The following is a 19828-nucleotide window of genomic DNA, read 5'->3' on the forward strand; positions in this document are numbered from 1 at the left end:
ATAGAATAAACAAAGAGGACAGGAATCCCTGTCCTCTTTGTTTTAGTGATTAAAGTGAAATATCGTTCTGCTCTGTCTTATGATATTTTAATAAACTAAAAGATAAACAAGCGGAACATAAAATAAGAATAGAAGCGATGATATAAATTGTACGAACACCGAACATATCAGTAATAATGCCAATGCTAAGCATAGATAGTCCAGAGGCTGTTGAAAGAAGTGCACCATGTGCTGTATACATTTTGGATAATAAAGCAGGGGAGACACTTGATTGTAAAACAGTCGTTTGGGAAATATCTCTAATTTGATAACATGGTCCCATTAGAACACATAGAAAAAGCGCAATAAATCCGCTGCTTGTCATACCGTATAAAAATGTAAGAATACTAAACATAAGAGAGCCAATCGACATAGATCGTATTAAATTGTTTTGAATATAGGAACTCATTTTCCAGGCTAATAGACCACCGATTAACGTGCCAACATAATAACTTGTATTAATATATCCCCACCATTCTTCGCCCTTATGAAGGATAGTCGTAACGTATGCCATCGTAATAGCACCAATCCATATTGTCCCTGCGAAAGTTTCGATTAAGTCCATATATGTAACGGTACGGAGAGAAGGATTTTGAAATAGGAGTTTCCAACCTTCCAATAAAACAGTACTTTTGGAAGAGGGAGAATCTGCTATTCTTTCAGTATGTATGGAACGTAATGAAAAATGTAATGCAATGCATCCGAAAATCATCAAAATGTTATTAATCATGAGTGTAGAAGTAGCGCCAATGAGAAGAACGACAATACTCGTAAATGAATAAGCAGCGGCTTGCACAATTTGTGTTGAAAAGGAAAAGATACTATTTACTTTTACTAATTTTTCTTTCAGTGTAAGGCGTGGGAGAATACCGTATAATAACGGAGCACTCCACCCACTACATAATGAAATGAAAAAAATAAAAGTTAATAGAGCCATAATGTTTGCTGAGAAGAACGGGAACAAAATCATTAATAATAGTAAAAAGACTGTTTTCAGCCATTGGAGCGTATATAACAACGTATAAGATGGAAAACGATTTATTATAAGTGGTGCAGAGATGTTAGCAATTAGATTTGTGATAACTTGTAATAATGGAAAAAGAGCAGTAATAGTAGCTGATTTAGTTGCTATATAAATATGAGTTGTAATAATCATTACATATACGATGTCAGCGAGAGTAATGCATATTTTGGAACCTAAATAGTAGATTAGTGACAGGTTTCTCAATAAGAATATCACCTCTATAAAAAATAGTATTTAGTAATTAGAATAATTGTAATTTAAAAATTAAAATTTTAAAAGAATTTAATTTTTTGTCACTTTTTGAAAGGGATTTTCATGTATAATGAAGAATATATTGATATAGTATTATATTAATGATCATTGTAACAGTGAATATGTACAATAGCTTGTAGCAAACGCCCAAGTGTAAGAAAGGGCGGATAAACCATTCTTTTCTTCATATACATATAGAAAATGAGAAAGAAAGTGAGGGTTGCATATGGCTGCTTGGGTAATTTGGTTTATAATAGCTGGTATTTTATTTATCGCGGAAATGTTGTCGATTACATTTTACATGCTTTGGCTTGGAATTGGAGCTGTTGTCGGAGGTCTTATTGCTTTGTTTGCTCCTGATGCACTACTGTTACAAGTTACTGTTGGTGCAATTGTAAGTTTAACTTTGACATTCTTTACGAAAAGAATTTCAAAAAACTTTCGAGAAGCAAAAGGTTTTACTGATACAGTAGATATGCTTGTTGGTAAAAAAGGGATTGTTATGCAAGCGATTACAAATGAAGCGAATGGTATTGTGAAGGTGGATGGAGATACTTGGACAGCTATTGCAGATTCTTCAATTGATGCTGGAGAAAAAGTCGTTGTTATAAAGAGGCATAGTACTATATTACAAGTGAAAAAGGAGAGTGAATAAATATGGTAGCATTAACGTTAACGATTATATTCGCACTAATTGTAGTTACATTTATCGCATTAACAATTAAAATTATTCCTCAGCAAAAAGTTGGGGTTGTTGAAAGATTTGGTAAGTTTCAACGTATCATGCACCCAGGGTTAAATATTTTAATACCAATTGTAGATCGTGTTCGTGTATATCATGACTTACGTATTCAACAAACGAATGTACCACCGCAAAAGGTAATTACGAAAGATAATGTTCAAGTAGAAATTGATACTATTATTTTCTATCAAATTGTTGAACCAGAACTTGCGACATATGGTATTTCAAACTATGAATATGGTGTTCGTAATATTACTTCAGCAACGATGCGTCAAATTATCGGTAAAATGGAACTGGATGAAACGTTATCTGGTCGTGAAAAAATTTCAACAGAAATCCGCTTAGCGCTTGATGAAGCAACAGAAAAATGGGGCGTACGTATTGAACGTGTCGAAGTTGTTGATATTAACCCGCCAAAAGATGTGCAAGCATCAATGGAAAAACAAATGAAGGCTGAGCGTAATAAACGTGCGATTATTTTAGAAGCTGAAGCAGCAAAACAAGATAAAGTCCTTCGTGCTGAAGGGGAAAAGCAAAGTAAAATCTTGATGGCTGAAGGGGATAAAGAAGCGCGTATTCGCGAAGCTGAAGGTATAAAAGAAGCAAAAGAATTAGAAGCGCAAGGGGAAGCAAGGGCAATTGAAGAAATCGCAAAAGCAGAACAAAATCGTATTGAATTGCTTCGTGAAGCGAATTTGGATGAGCGTATACTTGCTTACAAATCATTTGAATCATTAGCTGAAGTTGCAAAAGGACCAGCAAATAAAGTCTTTATTCCGTCTAATGCAATTGAAACACTTGGTACTCTTGGGGCAATTGGAGAAATATTTAAAGAAAAACAAGTGAAGAAACTACCTTCAAATGATACAGGAAAAGAACAATAAAAGTGAGGAAGAGAAATGGGATACCATTTCTCTTTTTTTTTGCGTATATTCCGAAAAGTTTGTACATATCCATGTATAAAGAAGGTGATGCAGTGAAAAAGTATGCAACTCGAATACATGGGAAGAAACTGATTTCGTTACTCCTTTTATATGCGCTAATAGTAATTATGATAGCGTCGATTTTGACGTCATTTTTACATACAATGAAATCGAATTATGCAAATCAATGGTTTGGAAAAGTATCGATGCAAGGTTTTGTTCAAATGATAGAAAGTGAGAATCGCTATTACGGATTTGATTATTTTAAGAAGAATAAAAGAGAGTCAGTTGGAAATTTAATGTTCTCTATTGCGACAGATTTGAAAATTAAAGATTTAAGAACATTCGTCGGTAAAGAAGTACCTGGTATGTCAAAGTATTATTCTAATATTATCGTAGCTGGGGAAGGGACAAACTTGACGAATATCCCAAATGAATCTAGTGTACCGATTGAAGAAGTAACGAAAGAACGGGAAGTAGCAAAAGATAAAGTTACAGAAGCGGAAAAGAATAATCCGGTTCAGAAAAAGAACGGAGCGAAAAAAGGTGAAAGTGCAGTATATATTTATCATACACATAGCTGGGAATCCTTCTTTCCATTATTACCAGGGGCTACGGATCCATCAAGTCCAGATGTAAATGTGTCCTTACTAGGGAAACGTATGAAAGAGCAACTTGAAGGACAAGGAATTCCGGTAGTTCACGATAAAACGAATATGGGTGATTTATTAGCGAGTAAAAAATGGAAATGGCCGCAATCATATAAAGCGTCTCATGAATATGTAAAAGAAGCATTAGCACAAAATAATAAAATTGCGTTTCCAATTGATATACACCGTGACGATCAGCGTAAGAAAGTAACAACAAAAGTAATTAACGGAAAATCGTATGCAAGATTATATTTTATAATTGGGATGGAAAATGAAGGCCGTGCTGAAAATGAAAAAATTGCAAGAGCGATCAATAGTTATTTAGATGAAAACTACTACGGATTAAGTAGAGGGATTTTTCCCAAGTATAAAAAAGATGGAAATGGCGTTTATAATCAAGATTTATCGAAAAATGCGATGTTAATTGAAGTTGGTGGTGTTGATAATACGTTAGATGAATTATATAACACAATTGATGTGTTAACAGAAGCGTTTAGTAAATATTATTGGAATGATGCGGAAAAAGTGAATGGATGAGGGACGGGAGACCGTTCCTTTTTTATTTTGGAATCTTAAAATGTGATATAATGGAATTTTATGAATGTTAAATAAAGGGAGAGAGAAACATGCAAATACTACTAATACGCCACGGAGAATCAGAAGCTGATATTTTACATGTGCATGAAGGTCGAGCTGATTTTGAGTTAACTGACAAAGGGAGACAACAAGTACAAAGACTTGTACAGAAAGTGAAAAAAGATTTTGCGCCAGATTTCATTTGGGCAAGCACATTAAAACGCGCTCGTGAAACGGGTGAAATATTAGCAGAAGCAATTGGTTGTCCAATTCAATTAGAAGAGGAATTAATGGAGTTTAATAATGGAGTGCAAGCAGGCTTATCATTTGAAGAAGCAAAGAAATATCCAGAGCCAAAGTTTCTTCATGACCGTTTTGAAAACGGAGAATCATTTATTGAGTTTAGAATGAGAATAGAAGGAATCTTTTCTAAAATTATGATAGAGAATACATATGATCGAATTGCAATTGTTGCCCATGGAGGCGTAATTAATAGTCTATTACGTGCATTTTTCAAAATGCCAATTTCAATGGACTACTATTTCAAAATGGGAGATACGGGAATAAGTTTAATTGAAATTGAGGGTGAACAAAAAACGGTGCATTTCATTAATGATACGAATCATTTGGCCGGGATGTAAAGACTTATGTACAAAGTTGTATTTTTCGATGTTGACGGTACGTTATTAAGTGAGATTGATAGAAGCATGCACGAAAGTACAAAAGAAGCGATACGAAGGTTAATAGATAAAGGAATTCACGTAGTTGTTACAACTGGAAGACCGTATAGTTTATGCTCACAATTTAAGGAACTAGGTATAAATACGTTTATTTCAGCAAATGGTGCACATATAAAATGTGGGGAAGAAGTTATACATAAATCAGTACTTTCAAGCGAAATCGTTCATGATATTTCAAATTTTGCTGAATTACATGGTCACAGTGTTTCTTACTTTACAGAAGAATTTGCAATGAATAATATTGCTTCCAAAGATGAACGTGTCATGCGAGCGTTAAATGAAACTTTAAATTTAGAGCGGTATCCTGACAAAGTTAGAAACTTATCAGATGAGATGTATTGCATATGTCTGTATGCTGATGATACAGAAGCTCAAAAATTCATTGAAAGATATCCAGCACTTACGTTTGAGCGTTTTCATGGTTACGTTATAAATGTATTGGAAGATAGTAAAGTATCGAAGCTAACTGCAATTCAAAAAGTATTGGAACATTTAAACATTAGTAAATTAGAAGCCATTGCTTTTGGCGATGGTGGAAATGATATTGAGATATTGCAGTATGTAGGATTAGGAGTTGCGATGGGAAATGGTGGAGAGGAGTTGAAGAGAAGGGCTGATTTCGTTACAACGAAGGCGAGTGAAGGCGGAATTTCTTATGCCTTAAAGAAGTTGCGAATTATTTAAAACTAATAGTTAGTCAGTGTGAAAAATCCTTTTTTAATAATGGCTTTTGTTAATATGTATACTGTTTTAGGGAATTATTTGAGCTCTCCTACTTACAATTTAACTGCAGAACAAATCCTTTATTTTCGCTTAGCAGGGCTGTTTGGTATGTTGCTGTCACCACTTACAGGTCGTTTAACAAAGAGGTTTGAAGTAAGAAAGGTTCTTCAAGGAGGATTGTTGATTGCTATTTTTAGTCTAAGTTCAATGGGCTTTGTTTCGGATCTATCTCTACTTGTAATGATGAGTGTCTGTTTTGTAATAGGTATTGCTATATCCGTTCCGTCTTTAGTTTCTCTTGTAGGTCAATTAGGAGGGAAAGCAAGGGGAATATACTTTTATTTTATTTTTAGGTACTAGTATAGGACCTATCATTTCTATTTATCTTATGAAAATAGGAGGTTATGCTCAAACATTTATTTTATTAGGAATGATACTTTTTATTGGTTTTGTAGCTTCTCTATTTATAATTAATGAATGAGTGGAAAATCACTCAAATAAAGGAATGCGAGGATCTTTCATATGCTCACATAATAAAATATGAATTTGTCCACGATGATGATAAAAGTGTGCAACGATTTCAAGTAACCATTCAAAGCGCGAATAAGAAATCCCCCAATAGGCAGTCATAACTTCTGCTAATTCTATTTGGGAGTAGGAAAGAAATGTTTTAGAGAGAAGGTTGTATCCTTCAATCATCGTTTGTTGCATGTGAGCAACTGTTACGGGCGTATGTTCTATATAAAAGGTATGTAATTCTTTTTCTGAAATACCATTTAAAATGAGTAAATCAGCATGACAAATAAGAGAAAGATGTGCACACATTTCAAATAATGATCGTTTTGAGTGAATCGGTTGTATTTTTAAATCGTTTTCACTATATTGGTTAAGCATATAAATAGAAGTATCAATAGCAACTTTTAGTTGATGCAATGCAGATTGAACAAACATTGTAATTCTCCTCGTCTCCGTATATAATAGTTTCTTGAGGATATTATATCATACTCAAAATTCCGAAAATTCTAGTAGTTTGACTAGCATAATGAAAAGTATTATATTGTAAAAGGTCATATGAAACGTGAAATAGAATGGAATGCAATTATTGAGTTAGGAGTTAGACCAATGAGTTTGAAATATGGAAGAGATACAATTGTAGAAATTGACTTAAATGCTGTAAAACATAATGTAAAAGAATTTAAAAAACATGTAAATGATGAAGAAATTAAGATGATGGCTGCTGTAAAAGCGAATGGGTATGGCCATGGGGCAGTTGAAGTTGCCAAAGCTGCAATTGAAGCGGGAATACATCAACTTGCAGTTGCATTTGTAGATGAAGCAATAGAATTAAGAGAAGCAGGAATTACTGTACCAATTTTAATTTTAGGATACACACCAGTAGCGGCTGTAGAAGATGTAATTCAATATGACGTTATGATGACTGTTTATAGAGTAGAAGATTTACATGGTATAAATGAAATTGCAAACCGTCTTCAAAAGAAAGTACAAATTCAAGTGAAAATTGATACAGGAATGAGTCGTATCGGTTTACAAGAAGAAGAAGTTAAACCATTTTTAGAAGAATTAAACCGTATGGAGTATGTAGAGGTAGTAGGGATATTTACGCATTACTCTACGGCAGATGAAATCGATAAATCATATACGAATATGCAAACAAGTTTATTTGAAAAGGCTGTTAATACAGCGAAAGAATTAGGAATTCAAATACCATATATTCATAGTTCAAATAGTGCGGGATCAATGGAATTAAGTAACACATTTCAAAATATGGTACGCGTTGGAATAGGAGTGTACGGTATGTATCCATCAAAAGAAGTGGATCATTCAGTCGTTTCTTTACAGCCTGCGTTGTCGTTAAAATCAAAAGTAGCTCATATTAAACATGCGAAGAAGAATCGTGGTGTAAGTTATGGGAATACGTATGTAACAACTGGTGAAGAATGGATTGCGACTGTACCAATTGGTTATGCTGATGGTTATAATCGTCAATTATCTAATAAAGGCTATGCGTTAATTAACGGGGTTCGAGTACCTGTTATTGGCCGTGTTTGTATGGATCAGTTAATGTTGGATGTTTCAAAAGCGATGCCAGTACAAGTAGGAGACGAAGTAGTATTCTACGGTAAACAAGGTGAAGAAAATATCGCAGTAGAAGAAATAGCGGATATGTTAGGTACAATAAACTATGAAGTTACATGTATGCTAGATAGAAGAATTCCGCGTGTCTATAAAGAAAATGACGAAACAACTGCAATTGTAAATATATTAAGAAAAAACTGAATCATTTCGATTCAGTTTTTTTATTTTTTTATTCATATCAAATGCGAATATACCCTCGTTATGTAATACGGAGTAAACTTTGCGAAACACACTTTTTAGTTCAACTAAATTAAACTATCACCGGCAGAGATGACCAGTCCCGCAACAAAGATCTAATATACGAGAGTAGGGAAGAGCATCTTGTAAAACGAGGCTGGATAGGAGTATTCAACAAAATGTCCCCAATGTTTATTATAGATGTCTGCTAAAATATCATAATTAGAATAAATTGTTTTTTTAACATATGTATTCACCTAAAAATTAATTAAATTATAATAGTCATGCCTCGTGTTAATTTCAAAACCACATTGTGTATATAGTTTTAAAGCGTGGATATTTTTCGTTTCGACGTCTAACTCAATTGTTGAAACTCCTTCTGTAATAAGAGTATGTACTATATTACAAAGAATATCTTTTCCGTATCCTTTACCTTGATAAGAAGGATGAACGGCGAATCCTGATAGTGTAGTAGATTGCTCTTGTTTAGAAACTGTAATTGTTCCTATCACTTTTCCAGCAATAAGGGCACTGTAAACTTGATGGGAAGATGAATTCATCATTTTTTGTAACCATGTAGCCGTATTTTCTACTGAATCACCAAAAGCTTTACCAGAAATTTCAATAAGATCAAGAAGTGATTCTGAAGGTGCAAGAGTAAGCTGTATATTATTATCTGTTGTTTTTTGAATTTCGTTTGTTTTGAACTCCATACTATATTCACTATATAAATATGGTAACTTCATATGTTTTACAAATTCATTCCCAGAAATAGAATCCCCATTAATAATAAGAAGAGCTTCATCTGTCTCTCTATTTTGTATTTCTTTCATTGCAGTTTGTAAAAGGATAGTTCCGAAACGTTGTTTTCTAAAATGAGGATGTACAAAGCCTATTAGTTCAAGCTTTGTTGGTCTTTCGAAATCATACATATTTAAAGCGCCAATTAATTGAGTACCGTTATAAAGAAGAAAATCGTTTATATAATCTTCATTTCGATTTTTTAAAAAGTTGATATGTAAATCTGAAGAGTAATCAAGATTGTCTTGTTGCCCACAAATATAAGCCAAATCCTTCATTTGCTGTATTTCACTTTCTGTTACAGAACGCTTTTTCTGAATATCCATTGTATACTCCCTCTCATTTGTATTTAAAAATAGGATGGGTGACTTAACCATTTCTTTAATTCCACATTACCTTGCACAGATAACAGTCGGTATAAATAACGATAAGGCTGTCTATATTCTTCTAATTGAGGAATAGACATAATTGTTTCGTAACCACTTTTAAAGGCATGTGCTTCTTTTTCGGTAAGTACATATTCTAGTCCGATAAAATCAAGCTCTCGCGGAGCAACAGCGTAAGCTTCAGTATCTATTAAACCCGTAATAGTTGTACCGTCAGATAAAAATTGAGTAGGATCCATATCAATTAAGACGAGTGTAGATTCCTTTGGTACGGACAGGGAAGAAAGTTGTGATTCAAAAGTAGGGAATGCATTTTGTATGCTTTCATCATCGGAATAAAACATATTCACAAGCTCTTTACTCACGTTTAAAATATGTGATTGGAATTCATCTAGTGGAACTTGGAACTTGCCTGACGGATTTTCTATGAAATCGGCTTTAAATTTATGTATTTCTGCAAGTCCTTTTCCTAGGCTGAATAAAATAGAATCTGGTTGCTCGATAAAAGATTGAACTGTGTTACCTACTAACTTTTCGACCACCACAAATTCACGGCCATTTAAAACATGTTTTTCTAATATTGTTGGGATAGGAAGATTCGTATGTTCTTGCAGCAATGTATGTACAGTTTCTAAATGATGGACGTTCCTTGGATCAATTCCAAATAGATTTTTACATCCCCACCAAAAATCATTATTTGGTTCTTCATTCATTTTAGAAGCACGAACGATAATTTCTGTATCTTCTGTTTGAACGAGAAAAACATCACTTGCATGATCTTCATAACCTGGGTGCAAGGCTTGAACGGATAGAATAGGTGAATTGAATAGTTGTTGTAACATGAAAAGACTCCTTTTTCTGGAAATTCTATAAATTCATTATATAACAGATGATGAGTTATGAGGATAAAGATAAAAAGATTGAAAGCATACTTACATTTATAGTGAAAACTCATTAAAAATATTATATTTCTCTATTTTTGTATGAATTGTCTAAAAATAATGGTGGTAATACTTTAATGTAAGACTCGTATCTTTAAATCTATGAAGAGTAAAAGTAAAATTAAGCATTCATTTATAAGATTGTGAATCACAATAATGTAGGCTATAGAAAATATTTCTCAATAATAAAATGAAGAGAAAAGCATGAAGAAGTAGAATGCATTCATTTATAATAGACTTAAATTAATTAATATAATTAATTGTTAATTTTATTATATTAATTGGATAGGAGAGAATGTTATGGCAAATGTACTCGTAATAAATTTTCCTGGGGAAGGTCATATTAATCCGACTTTAGCTATTGTAAGTGAGTTAATTCAGCGAGGGGAAACAGTTGTTTCTTATTGTATTGAAGATTATAGAAAGAAGGTTGAAGCAACAGGTGCGGAATTCCGAGTGTTTGAGAATTTTCTCTCTCAAATTAATATTATGGAACGAGTAAATGAAGGTGGGAGCCCTTTGACGATGCTATCTCATATGATTGAAGCATCAGAGCGTATTGTTACTCAAATTGTAGAAGAAACAAAAGAGGAAAAATACGATTATTTAATATATGATAATCATTTTCCAGTAGGACGTATTATAGCGAATATTTTACAATTACCAAGCGTTTCATCCTGTACAACGTTTGCTGTTAATCAGTACATTAATTTTCATGATGAGCAAGAATCGAGACAAGTAGATGAAATGGATCCATTATATCAATCTTGTTTAACGGGAATGCAAAGATGGAATAAGCAGTATGGAATGAAATGTAATAGTATGTATGATATTATGAACCATCCTGGTGATATTACGATTGTATATACTTCAAAAGAATATCAGCCGCGTTCAGAGGTATTTGATGAATCGTATAAATTTGTAGGTCCATCAATTGCTACTCGAAAAGAAGTGGGGAGTTTTCCTACCGAAGATTTAAAAAATGAAAAAGTGATTTTCATTTCTATGGGAACAGTTTTTAATGAACAACCTGCTTTGTATGAAAAATGTTTTGAAGCGTTTAAAGATGTTGATGCGACAGTCGTATTAGTCGTTGGTAAGAAGATAAATATAAGTCAATTTGAAAATATCCCGAAAAACTTTAAGTTGTATAATTATGTCCCGCAATTAGAAGTTTTACAGCATGCTGATGTATTCGTGACACATGGTGGTATGAATAGTTCGAGTGAAGCGTTATATTACGGTGTTCCATTAGTTGTAATTCCGGTAACAGGAGATCAGCCATTCGTTGCAAAACGATTGACTGAAGTAGGGGCAGGAATAAGACTTAATCGCAACGAGTTAACTTCTGAATTATTACGTGAGACTGTAAAGAAAGTAATGGATGATGTGACGTTTAAGGAGAATAGTCGTAAAGTGGGAGAGTCGCTTAGAAATGCCGGTGGATATCAAAGGGCAGTTGAGGAAATATTCAAATTAAAAATGAAGCCGTACGTAAAGATTAAATAGATGTTAAAAACACACTTACTTTTAATTTGTAAGTGTGTTTTTAGTATTACGCGTTACATGTGTTACATAAAAATAGTGATAAAGGAGAAACTTTTGTGTATATAAATCGATACCTTTGAATTAGTAGTAAAATTACGTTAAAATAATACTAAGAAAATATATAAGTTTTGGGGGTAATGAATGAAGAAAGTATTTGAATACGTATTATTAACAATTGGCTCAATTATAGTAGCAGGTTCATTAGAGCTTATTTTAGCACCTAATGGATTAGTAGATGGCGGGGTAACGGCTATTGCTATTATGGCAAATAAAGTTGCAGGATTGCCGCTTTATGGTGTGTTCTTAGGAATTAATATCCCAATTTTATTATTTACTGCAAAAGTAATGGGAAAGAAATTTTTTATCCGTACATCTTATGCGAATGTAGTTACAACACTCGGATTAATTTATTTAAAACCATTTCCAGCAATTACGACTTCTGAGTTATTAATTGTACTTTATGGTGGAGTACTGTTTGGAATTGGTGTTGGGATTGTTGTTAAAATGGGTGGAGCAATTGACGGTTCGGAAATGTTAGCAGTTTGGATGAATAAACACTTTAATGTACCGATTAGTACATTTTTACTTGCAGTAAATGCAGTTATTTTCATCTTTGTTGCCATTTTATTTTCAATCGAACAAGCGATGTTCTCATTAGCAATTTTCTATATTGTTACGAAGATGATTGATTTTATATTAGATGGTATTAATCAAGGTAAGAGCGTTATGATTATTTCTGGTAAGAATAAAGAAATAGGCGATTTACTTATGAAAGAATTGCAACTATCTGTTACGTATCTACATGGAGAAGGTGGTTTTTTAGGGGAGCATAAGAGAATCATTTATTGCATTACAAACCGATTCATTTATCCGAAAATGAAAGATCTCGTTCTCTCTGTAGATCCAGCCGCTATAATCGAAGCTTCCTATTCAACAGAAACGACTGGTGTGAAACGTCCGGGAAGGAAAGCTAGGTCAGGTGAATAACTAGAAGAAGGCTGTCCAAAAAGTTATTTTGGACAGCCTTCTTTTTTATTTTGTTGAATTGTTAACATGTTACAAGTTAAATCCACTGTTAAAAAGTTTCCTTGCAACTAGGAAACCAAGCGTCTTTTAATAATGTAGCCAACGTTTCAATTTTATTTTCTGGAATACTACCAAAGCCGAGTAATACGTATGATTCCTTACGTAAATCATTCACGAAATCATATGGAGAAAGTGGGTATAATTTAACGCTTTGTTTTTTAGCGGATTCAATCAGTTCATTTTCATTCATACTGTTATGGACACATAAAACAATATGAAGTCCGGACTGTTCGCCAAGAATTTGAACATTAGCCCCCATTTCTTTCATAATGGATTTTACTAACGCATGATGTTTTCTTTTATATAGTGTACGACTCCGATTAAGGTGACGTTCCCAATTCCCGCTTTGTATAAAGTTAGCAAAAGCAAGTTGTTGTATTGTAGCGACTGTTTGTTTGAAAATTCCATGCAGTTCTTGATATGTTTTTAAAAGGTGTGGTGGTAAAACAACATATCCCATTCGTAAAGAAGGTAAAAAAGATTTTGAGAAAGTTCCCATATAAATAACGCGTTCATTTGAATCAAGACTTTGTAAAGAAGGAATCGGCTTACCAGCGTAGCGAAACTCTCCGTCATAGTCATCTTCAATAATGTATCCGCTGCAATCATTAGCCCACTTTAACAATTCTAATCTTCTAGATAAAGGCATAATAATCCCGAGCGGAAATTGGTGTGATGGTGTAACGTATGCGACATTGGAATTTGTATTGTATAAACTAGAAATATCAATCCCTTTTTCATCCAATGGTATGGGATGAATTTGTCTATCACAGCTTTTAATGATTGCGTGTATACGGTGAAATCCAGGGTTTTCAATGCCGTATTCTTTTGTAGGGCCAAGCAGTTGAAGTAGTAGCCAGAGAAGTGGCTGCGTTCCGGCGCCAATCACAATTTGATCAGGTGAAGAATGGACACCGCGAGAATGATATAAATATGTTGATATATGCTCTCGAAGAGCGAATTCACCTTGAGGGTCTTCTTTGGCAAATAGTGCATTTTCGTATGTAAGTATGGATTCTTGTAATGCTCGTTTCCAATTTGTAATCGGAAATGTATTTTGATCAATAAGTCCTTGGCTACAATCATATTCAAATTTTTCGTCTATCAAATTGCTCGTCTTCTTTGCTGCATTTCGCTTTTTATTTGGGATAACGTCAATATCGAAATTTGCTACAAAAATACCACGTTTCGGTTTACTTTCTACATAACCTTCAGCTAATAATTGTTGATAAGCTGATTCAACAGTAATGCGGCTAATATTAAGTTGTGATGCTAAATTTCTGTGTGAGGGTAGACGTGTGCCGACAGAAATAGTCCCTTGTATAATTTCAGCTTTAATATATTCGTAAATTTGCAAGTAAATAGGTGTGTTACTTTGTAATTGCAATGGGATAGTAAAATCCATATAAAACTCTCCTTTAAAACTGGCCTTATAAAAAACACTTAAACTGTCACTTAAGTGAAGGGCAGTTACTTTCTATAATAATGATATAACATTTAGAAAATTAAATAAATAGTTAGAGGAGAGTTAAAAATGAATGTTAAAGAAGTAGTAACAGAAGAGCAATTACATGAAGTATTACCTGTTTTACAGCAATTACGAATGGAACTTTCAAAAGAGGAAACAAGCTCTTTATTTCGAAATATGAAAGAAGAAAATTATAAACTATTTTCGCTGCGTAATGAGAATGATGAAGTTGTTAGCCTTGCAGGTGTAGCGATTTGTACGAACTTTTATAATAAGAAACACGTTTTCGTATATGACCTTGTAACAGCAGAAGCACATCGTTCAAAAGGACATGGGAAAGTATTACTTTCGTATATAGAGAACTGGGGAAAGGAAAACGAATGTGAGTCTATCGTCCTCACGTCAGCATTTTCAAGAATTGATGCTCATCGTTTTTATGAAAGAGAAGGGTATGATAAGGTGAGTTATTCTTTTTATAAAGAACTATAAAAAATAAGAAGAAGCTGTCCTGCAAAAGTTGGGAACAGCTTCTTCTTATTTTTTAAGTTATTATTGAACCGTAAATAGGTTGTAAGTTATGGTATATGTATTTGAAAAGGTTATATAGTGTATTTTGTCGAATTGTTTTAATTTAATAAAGAGAATGATTGGAGCGCTTATACTTGAAAAAAATAAAGAAACTATCAATCCCTAATGATGCTAGAGTTATTGTCATATCTGATATTCATGGAGAATTAAATCTTTTAAAAGAAGCACTACATAAAGTTAACTTTAAAGATGAAGATTATTTAATTATTAATGCAGATCTTTGCGAGAAAGGACGAGATAGCGTAGGCGTAGTAAACTACGTTATGAATCTTGTAAAGAACAATTCAAAGGTTCACGTTGTTGAAGGGAATTGTGAAGTTTTAGTTGATGCTCTTCTAAATGAAAATCCTGGTCTTATTAATTATTTATGTACGAGGAAGCATTCAATTTTTAATGAATGGCTAGAGCAATTGGGTTTTTCAGTTCATGAGGGCACTTCAATTCGTGAAGTGAAAGAAGCATTGTTAAGTGAATTTTCACAAGAACTGTATTGGCTAACAGAGTTGCCAACAGCGATTGAAACAGAAGATTATATTTTTGTGCATGCCGGTCTAGAAGATAGAGTAGATTGGAAAGAAACTGAGCGCAAAAATGCGATAGCAATGCCGGAGTTTTTCAATCAATCACATAAAGCAAATAAGTATGTAATAGTCGGTCATTGGCCTGTCGTGAACTATTCTGAAGAAGCACCGTCTAATAATCCAGTTATTGATAAGGAGAAAAAAATTATTGCAATTGATGGAGGAAATGCAATTAAAGAAGCAGGGCAGTTAAACGTATTTATTATTCAGAGGAAACAAACGGACGATACGTTTTCTTATACATATGTAGACTATTTTCCAGAGTACGAAGTAATAGCGGATTTTAATGCGAATTCAGAAATGCAGGGCGGAGTGACATATCCGTATTATTACATAGAGCCTATCGAGAAGGTGCAAGATTACACCGTATGTAAACAAAAGGAAACGAATAATGTGCTCACTGTAAAAAATGAATATATGAAACAACTTAAGTCAGGTGAATATACAGTGAAAACTGATATTTCTTGTGCGCAAATAAGCGTTAGGAAGGGAGATATCGTTTCTCTCATTGATGATAGCTGTTCAGGATATGATTTAATTAAAAAAGATGGCGTAGAGGGTTGGATAGAGAAAGGGATTTTAGTTGAGATAGAAAAAGTGAAAAATAAAACATTAAGCTGAAATAGGAGGGATATAACCTCCTATTTTTTTAAAGGAGTAGATTGCTTGCTGTCTTTAATAAGTAAATAAATCGTACTCGGCAGAATGATAAGCGTCATTCCTAAAAGAATTGCTAGTATAGCATAACCTCTATAGGGAGCAGAAACGATAAAAGGAAGTATCGCTAAAAAAATACCTGCTATCATCATTGAAATACTACTAATATTTGAAGCTCTTTTTTCAAGGTACTTATCATTCCATTCTAATGAAACGGTTGATTTAGTCGTATCAATTTTGGAACTGAAATAACCTATTAATATAAATAAAAGCCCTAATGCTAAAAATATGAAATGATCAAGAGGAAGTGAAAAGCCAAGAGCGATGAGGGCGATGACAATATCGACAAAAAATAAGAATAGTAACATTGTGTTGCCGATCCAATGGAGAAATTTCTGGTTACTCGCTGCTTTAGATAAAGCTAAAAATACAAAGAATAAGAAGGAACATATAATTATATTTATGATTACAAAAGTGCTTTTATCCATTGTTGATGTAGGCGTTCCATTAAAGTCCCATTTCGTAACAATACTTAATGGTAAGAAGAAATAGAGAATAATATTTGTCATAATAATAGTAAGAAATAAAGCAATACTAAATCGTTTATTCATTGAATCACCAGCTTTCTAAATCAATAATTGGTACCTTATAACAAAATTATACAATATAATAAATGATATTTGTTTTGATTTTTCAGAAAAAATATTATAATTATATATGAAATAAAGAGGAATGCAGGAGGGAATTATGCAAAACGTTGTATTAAAGGGGAAGAAAGTTACAATTCGTACAATAGAAGAATCGGATATAAAAACATTATGGAATATCATATTTAAAGAAGAAAGCCCAGAATGGAAGAAATGGGATGCGCCATATTTCCCGTTCTCAATGCAAGAATACTCTTCCTATAAAGAGAAGATGCAAACTCGTTTGAAAGAAGAACCACTGTCAAATTTAATTATAGAAAATAACGGTCAAATCATTGGGACAGTTGGGTTTTATTGGGAATACAAACCGACGCGTTGGTTAGAGATGGGGCTTGTGATTTATGACCCAACATACTGGAATGGTGGATACGGTACAGAAACATTGACATTATATAGAGATTTGCTATTTGAAAAAATGGAGATTGGTAGAGTAGGAATCACGACTTGGTCTGGCAATGAACGAATGATGAAAATAGCGGAGAAAATAGGAATGAGCTTAGAAGGTAGAATGCGAAAGTGTCGTTATTATAACGGAACATACTATGATTCTATTCGAATGGGCATGATTCGTGAAGAATGGGAAGCGCTATGTGTAACGAAGGGGTGAGAAAGATTGTACGCTATTATTGCTACATTTGATCGTGTGTTTACTAATAAAATTACAGAATTGCAAAATGAATTAACAAATGTAATTGGAACAAATCAATTAGCTGGAGTAGAACCTCATATTACGTTAGCTGATTATAATGAGTTAGATGTTCATTTGTATACTGAGAAACTAGGGGAGTTTGTAGCTATTCAAGAAAATATGGATGCAGTAACTTTTCCTTCTGTTGGAATTTTTCCTACTAATGGAACGGTCTTTCTAGCGCCGACCGTTACCGATGAATTGTTAAAACTTCATTATTCTTATCATGATTATTTTAAAACTTTTCATGACAACCCAAATTCATATTACGTACCGGGAAAATGGGTTCCGCATTGTACAATTGCAAATAGATTACATACAAAGCAGTTTTTAAGTGTAATGGAATATATTTATGGGAAGTTTGATTTTGCAACAGCTTCAATTGAGAAATTAAAATTAATTAAGGTGAATTATGAAAATGGTTTTGCCGTTTCTTCTAGTATATTAGCAGAATATAATTTAAAGAGAATGGAGACATCGAGATGACATATATAATTAGAGAAATGAAGCAAGAAGATATTCATGCTGTACAATCAGTAGCAAAAATAGCTTGGCATGATACATACGAAGGCATTATTCCGAGAGAAATTCAAGATAGTTTTTTAGACGAGGCATACTCTGATGAAAAAATGAAATATCGTCTTAAAAATACACATTTATTCGTTGCGGAAGAAGAGGGTGAAGTAATAGGGTTTGCGAACTTTTCACCTGTTAGACTACAAAATGAAGCGGAATTAGGTGCGATTTATTTGTTACCAGATCAGCAAGGAAAAGGGATCGGAAGTGCTTTATTACAAAGAGGGATTAAAGCATTAAATGGGATACGGAAATTGTACATACATGTAGAAGCAGCAAATGAAAAAGGAAAACGCTTTTATGAAGCGAAAGGTTTTGCTGAATTAGAGCAATTTGAAGAAGACTTTGAAGGACATATGATGCAGACAGTAAGGATGGTTTTATACGTATAAGGAGGACTAGTAATGAAAATTTTTGATTTTAGTGAAAAAGTAGGAAAGCACCTATCAGTATTTCAATCTAATTTCATCATGTCGAAAATATTAAACCATCGAGGGAATATACATATCGGTGTTATGCATTTACACGAGAATGGAATCATCGGTAATCATGAAGCAGTTGTATCTCAACTGCTTCTTATTGTGAAAGGAGCAGGATATGTATGTGGGGTAAATAAAGAAAAGATAAATATAGAGGCGGGACAAGCTGTGTTTTGGGAAAAGGGAGAGCTCCATGAAACAAGTACAGAACACGGATTAACAGCAATTGTTATGGAAGCGGAGAATCTTGAACAAGCGATAGTAATGCCTATTATTCAAGGGGAGTTGTAAAAATGATAATTAAGGCGAATCAAGAAGATACCAATGAAATATTAAAATGTGCGGCTCAATCGCTTTTTGAAGGGACGAGAGGCAATTGTCAATTAAGTACCGAGAAAGCGATTGAAATTACAAAGCCGATTGTAGAAAAAGGAGCATACTATTTAATCGTTAAAGAAAAAAATAAAGTAATGGGATGGATATTAATTGGGGAAAATACAGACTATTTTTCTCGTGAAAAACTTGGATTTATATATGAATTGTACGTTTTCCCAGAATATCGCGGGAGAGGATTATCGCGAGAACTGATGGAAGCTGGTATTAAGGAATTAAAGGAGAAGTATTTAGAAATTCGGTTGAATGTATTTGCTGGGAATTTTGCAAAAGAGATGTACGAAGAGTTTGGGTTTGTTGAAAGGCAGGTAATTATGACTTTGAAGTGAGTAGAATAGTCTGAATGAGAGAAGAGAAAATAATGATTTAGTGGCTACTTTATCGCTGGAATTTAAAGCGAATAAGTATAAAATAGATGGTTTGCCTTTATTTTATAGTAGATTTATAGAGTGTGCTTAAAAAACAAATAAATTAGTATTATATAATATATCGTTATTATAGTAAAAGAGAAATTTTGGAAAAATATCATTTTTTTGTTTAGAAATTTTTAAATTATTGATATAATCAATTTGTAGAATTGATTATTGGTTAATTTTACTATTTTTTAATTTTAAGGGGGATTTAATAATGGCAGGACAAATTCGTATGTCACCAGAGGAGCTTAAATCGAAAGCGACTCGATATGGACAAGGTGCAAATCAAATTGAGGACATTTTACGTCAACTACAAAACTTACAAAATGAATTAAGAGGAGAATGGGAAGGTCGTGCTTTCGAAGGTTTTGACCAACAGTTCAATCAATTAAAGCCAAAAGTACAAAACTTCGCACAGCTATTACAAGAAATTAATATGCAGCTTAATAAAACTGCAGAAGCTGTTGCTAGACATGACGAAGATCTTTCTCGTAATTTTGGTCTACAATAAGA

General features: G+C 33.3%; 22 protein-coding genes and 2 pseudogenes. 17 read left to right on the forward strand and 7 right to left on the reverse strand.

The features are described from left to right. Positions 1-49: 49 nt before the first annotated feature. Entirely contained in the window at positions 50-1267 is a 1218-nt protein-coding gene (locus tag MKY21_RS10015; protein WP_341076096.1) for an MFS transporter, read from the reverse strand. Positions 1268-1541: 274 nt separating this feature from the next. Between MKY21_RS10015 and MKY21_RS10020 the strand changes: the two genes are divergently transcribed. The 6 genes and pseudogenes from MKY21_RS10020 to MKY21_RS10045 all read left to right on the forward strand — a co-directional run. Then, positions 1542-1970 (forward strand): NfeD family protein, encoded by a 429-nt coding sequence (locus MKY21_RS10020; RefSeq protein ID WP_000741974.1) that lies wholly within the window; start codon positions 1542-1544, stop codon positions 1968-1970. Positions 1971-1972: 2 nt separating this feature from the next. Beyond that, the gene (locus MKY21_RS10025) at positions 1973-2941 is read left to right on the forward strand and encodes an SPFH domain-containing protein (protein ID WP_000226253.1); all 969 of its coding nucleotides are present in this window, start codon (positions 1973-1975) and stop codon (positions 2939-2941) included. Between the two features lie 20 nt (positions 2942-2961). Next, the gene (gene spoIIP / locus MKY21_RS10030; protein ID WP_313897460.1) at positions 2962-4167 is read left to right on the forward strand and encodes a stage II sporulation protein P; all 1206 of its coding nucleotides are present in this window, start codon (positions 2962-2964) and stop codon (positions 4165-4167) included. Between the two features lie 89 nt (positions 4168-4256). Then, on the forward strand, positions 4257-4847 hold the full coding sequence (locus MKY21_RS10035) for a histidine phosphatase family protein (protein ID WP_341076098.1): 591 nt from the start codon (positions 4257-4259) through the stop codon (positions 4845-4847). A gap of 6 nt (positions 4848-4853) precedes the next feature. After that, entirely contained in the window at positions 4854-5630 is a 777-nt protein-coding gene (locus MKY21_RS10040) for a Cof-type HAD-IIB family hydrolase (RefSeq protein ID WP_341076100.1), read from the forward strand. Positions 5631-5663: 33 nt separating this feature from the next. Further along, positions 5664-6150: pseudogene (locus tag MKY21_RS10045) on the forward strand (MFS transporter); the annotation flags it as partial. Between the two features lie 8 nt (positions 6151-6158). On the opposite strand, the gene MKY21_RS10050 reads toward MKY21_RS10045, so the two are convergent. Continuing rightward, complete coding sequence (locus MKY21_RS10050; RefSeq protein ID WP_000498002.1) at positions 6159-6620, reverse strand: DinB family protein; 462 nt, start codon at positions 6618-6620, stop codon at positions 6159-6161. A 171-nt stretch (positions 6621-6791) separates the two neighbouring features. Here MKY21_RS10050 and alr point away from each other — a divergent pair, with 171 nt between their 5' ends. Next, positions 6792-7967 carry an alanine racemase gene (gene alr / locus MKY21_RS10055; RefSeq protein ID WP_001987589.1) on the forward strand — a complete coding sequence of 392 codons (1176 nt, stop codon included), beginning with the start codon at positions 6792-6794 and terminating at the stop codon, positions 7965-7967. A gap of 30 nt (positions 7968-7997) precedes the next feature. On the opposite strand, the pseudogene MKY21_RS10060 reads toward alr, so the two are convergent. From MKY21_RS10060 to MKY21_RS10070, 3 genes and pseudogenes are all read right to left on the reverse strand, one after another. Beyond that, positions 7998-8260: pseudogene (locus MKY21_RS10060) on the reverse strand (class I SAM-dependent methyltransferase); the annotation flags it as partial. After that, positions 8261-9130, reverse strand: coding sequence for a GNAT family N-acetyltransferase (locus MKY21_RS10065; protein ID WP_000354424.1), 870 nt, complete (start codon positions 9128-9130; stop codon positions 8261-8263). Positions 9131-9153: 23 nt separating this feature from the next. Beyond that, positions 9154-10032 carry a nitrate reductase gene (locus MKY21_RS10070; RefSeq protein WP_341076102.1) on the reverse strand — a complete coding sequence of 293 codons (879 nt, stop codon included), beginning with the start codon at positions 10030-10032 and terminating at the stop codon, positions 9154-9156. A gap of 399 nt (positions 10033-10431) precedes the next feature. On the opposite strand from MKY21_RS10070, the gene MKY21_RS10075 reads away from it, so the two are divergent. Continuing rightward, positions 10432-11640 carry a macrolide family glycosyltransferase gene (locus tag MKY21_RS10075; protein ID WP_016117661.1) on the forward strand — a complete coding sequence of 403 codons (1209 nt, stop codon included), beginning with the start codon at positions 10432-10434 and terminating at the stop codon, positions 11638-11640. A gap of 180 nt (positions 11641-11820) precedes the next feature. Beyond that, the gene (locus tag MKY21_RS10080; protein WP_000755125.1) at positions 11821-12666 is read left to right on the forward strand and encodes a YitT family protein; all 846 of its coding nucleotides are present in this window, start codon (positions 11821-11823) and stop codon (positions 12664-12666) included. An 88-nt stretch (positions 12667-12754) separates the two neighbouring features. Here the strand turns inward: MKY21_RS10080 and pdxR are convergent, their stop codons facing one another. After that, positions 12755-14170, reverse strand: a complete 1416-nt coding sequence (pdxR, locus tag MKY21_RS10085) for a MocR-like pyridoxine biosynthesis transcription factor PdxR (protein WP_098284009.1) — start codon at positions 14168-14170, stop codon at positions 12755-12757. A 129-nt stretch (positions 14171-14299) separates the two neighbouring features. Here pdxR and MKY21_RS10090 point away from each other — a divergent pair, with 129 nt between their 5' ends. Both MKY21_RS10090 and MKY21_RS10095 read left to right on the forward strand, forming a co-directional pair. Further along, positions 14300-14722 (forward strand): GNAT family N-acetyltransferase, encoded by a 423-nt coding sequence (locus tag MKY21_RS10090; RefSeq protein WP_341076104.1) that lies wholly within the window; start codon positions 14300-14302, stop codon positions 14720-14722. A gap of 173 nt (positions 14723-14895) precedes the next feature. Continuing rightward, positions 14896-16023 (forward strand): metallophosphoesterase, encoded by a 1128-nt coding sequence (locus tag MKY21_RS10095; RefSeq protein ID WP_341076106.1) that lies wholly within the window; start codon positions 14896-14898, stop codon positions 16021-16023. Between the two features lie 20 nt (positions 16024-16043). Here MKY21_RS10095 and MKY21_RS10100 read toward each other — a convergent pair whose 3' ends face one another. Then, positions 16044-16670, reverse strand: a complete 627-nt coding sequence (locus MKY21_RS10100) for a DUF1648 domain-containing protein (protein ID WP_016117662.1) — start codon at positions 16668-16670, stop codon at positions 16044-16046. A 136-nt stretch (positions 16671-16806) separates the two neighbouring features. Here MKY21_RS10100 and MKY21_RS10105 point away from each other — a divergent pair, with 136 nt between their 5' ends. The 6 genes from MKY21_RS10105 to MKY21_RS10130 all read left to right on the forward strand — a co-directional run bounded on the left by MKY21_RS10105 (position 16807) and on the right by MKY21_RS10130 (position 19826). Then, positions 16807-17373, forward strand: coding sequence for a GNAT family N-acetyltransferase (locus tag MKY21_RS10105; RefSeq protein WP_341076108.1), 567 nt, complete (start codon positions 16807-16809; stop codon positions 17371-17373). A 6-nt stretch (positions 17374-17379) separates the two neighbouring features. Beyond that, complete coding sequence (locus MKY21_RS10110) at positions 17380-17940, forward strand: 2'-5' RNA ligase family protein (protein WP_016117664.1); 561 nt, start codon at positions 17380-17382, stop codon at positions 17938-17940. Next, positions 17937-18422 carry a GNAT family N-acetyltransferase gene (locus tag MKY21_RS10115; RefSeq protein ID WP_000221050.1) on the forward strand — a complete coding sequence of 162 codons (486 nt, stop codon included), beginning with the start codon at positions 17937-17939 and terminating at the stop codon, positions 18420-18422. Before MKY21_RS10110 ends, MKY21_RS10115 begins: the two co-directional genes overlap by 4 nt. A gap of 12 nt (positions 18423-18434) precedes the next feature. After that, positions 18435-18800: a hypothetical protein gene (locus MKY21_RS10120; protein WP_000688080.1), complete on the forward strand. Its 366-nt coding sequence runs from the start codon at positions 18435-18437 to the stop codon at positions 18798-18800. A 2-nt stretch (positions 18801-18802) separates the two neighbouring features. Further along, the gene (locus tag MKY21_RS10125) at positions 18803-19231 is read left to right on the forward strand and encodes a GNAT family N-acetyltransferase (protein WP_000584232.1); all 429 of its coding nucleotides are present in this window, start codon (positions 18803-18805) and stop codon (positions 19229-19231) included. A 298-nt stretch (positions 19232-19529) separates the two neighbouring features. Continuing rightward, a complete protein-coding gene (locus MKY21_RS10130; RefSeq protein WP_000918601.1) occupies positions 19530-19826 on the forward strand; it encodes a WXG100 family type VII secretion target in 297 nt (98 codons plus the stop codon). Positions 19827-19828 lie beyond the last annotated feature (2 nt).

It is taken from the genome of Bacillus sp. FSL R9-9497, from assembly GCF_038005805.1.
Taxonomy (GTDB): domain Bacteria; phylum Bacillota; class Bacilli; order Bacillales; family Bacillaceae_G; genus Bacillus_A; species Bacillus_A cereus.

Excerpts from the sequence above, each read along its gene's own strand:
- MKY21_RS10040 (WP_341076100.1), top strand. The coding sequence starts at position 4,854 with ATGTACAAAGTTGTATTTTTCGATGTTGACGGTACGTTATTAAGTGAG.
- MKY21_RS10075 (WP_016117661.1), top strand. The coding sequence starts at position 10,432 with ATGGCAAATGTACTCGTAATAAATTTTCCTGGGGAAGGTCATATTAAT.
- MKY21_RS10115 (WP_000221050.1), top strand. The coding sequence starts at position 17,937 with ATGACATATATAATTAGAGAAATGAAGCAAGAAGATATTCATGCTGTA.
- alr (WP_001987589.1), top strand. The coding sequence starts at position 6,792 with ATGAGTTTGAAATATGGAAGAGATACAATTGTAGAAATTGACTTAAAT.
- MKY21_RS10070 (WP_341076102.1), bottom strand. The coding sequence starts at position 10,032 with ATGTTACAACAACTATTCAATTCACCTATTCTATCCGTTCAAGCCTTG.
- MKY21_RS10125 (WP_000584232.1), top strand. The coding sequence starts at position 18,803 with ATGATAATTAAGGCGAATCAAGAAGATACCAATGAAATATTAAAATGT.
- MKY21_RS10100 (WP_016117662.1), bottom strand. The coding sequence starts at position 16,670 with ATGAATAAACGATTTAGTATTGCTTTATTTCTTACTATTATTATGACA.
- MKY21_RS10090 (WP_341076104.1), top strand. The coding sequence starts at position 14,300 with ATGAATGTTAAAGAAGTAGTAACAGAAGAGCAATTACATGAAGTATTA.
- pdxR (WP_098284009.1), bottom strand. The coding sequence starts at position 14,170 with ATGGATTTTACTATCCCATTGCAATTACAAAGTAACACACCTATTTAC.
- MKY21_RS10025 (WP_000226253.1), top strand. The coding sequence starts at position 1,973 with ATGGTAGCATTAACGTTAACGATTATATTCGCACTAATTGTAGTTACA.
- MKY21_RS10035 (WP_341076098.1), top strand. The coding sequence starts at position 4,257 with ATGCAAATACTACTAATACGCCACGGAGAATCAGAAGCTGATATTTTA.
- MKY21_RS10020 (WP_000741974.1), top strand. The coding sequence starts at position 1,542 with ATGGCTGCTTGGGTAATTTGGTTTATAATAGCTGGTATTTTATTTATC.
- MKY21_RS10105 (WP_341076108.1), top strand. The coding sequence starts at position 16,807 with ATGCAAAACGTTGTATTAAAGGGGAAGAAAGTTACAATTCGTACAATA.
- MKY21_RS10080 (WP_000755125.1), top strand. The coding sequence starts at position 11,821 with ATGAAGAAAGTATTTGAATACGTATTATTAACAATTGGCTCAATTATA.
- MKY21_RS10050 (WP_000498002.1), bottom strand. The coding sequence starts at position 6,620 with ATGTTTGTTCAATCTGCATTGCATCAACTAAAAGTTGCTATTGATACT.
- MKY21_RS10065 (WP_000354424.1), bottom strand. The coding sequence starts at position 9,130 with ATGGATATTCAGAAAAAGCGTTCTGTAACAGAAAGTGAAATACAGCAA.
- MKY21_RS10120 (WP_000688080.1), top strand. The coding sequence starts at position 18,435 with ATGAAAATTTTTGATTTTAGTGAAAAAGTAGGAAAGCACCTATCAGTA.
- MKY21_RS10130 (WP_000918601.1), top strand. The coding sequence starts at position 19,530 with ATGGCAGGACAAATTCGTATGTCACCAGAGGAGCTTAAATCGAAAGCG.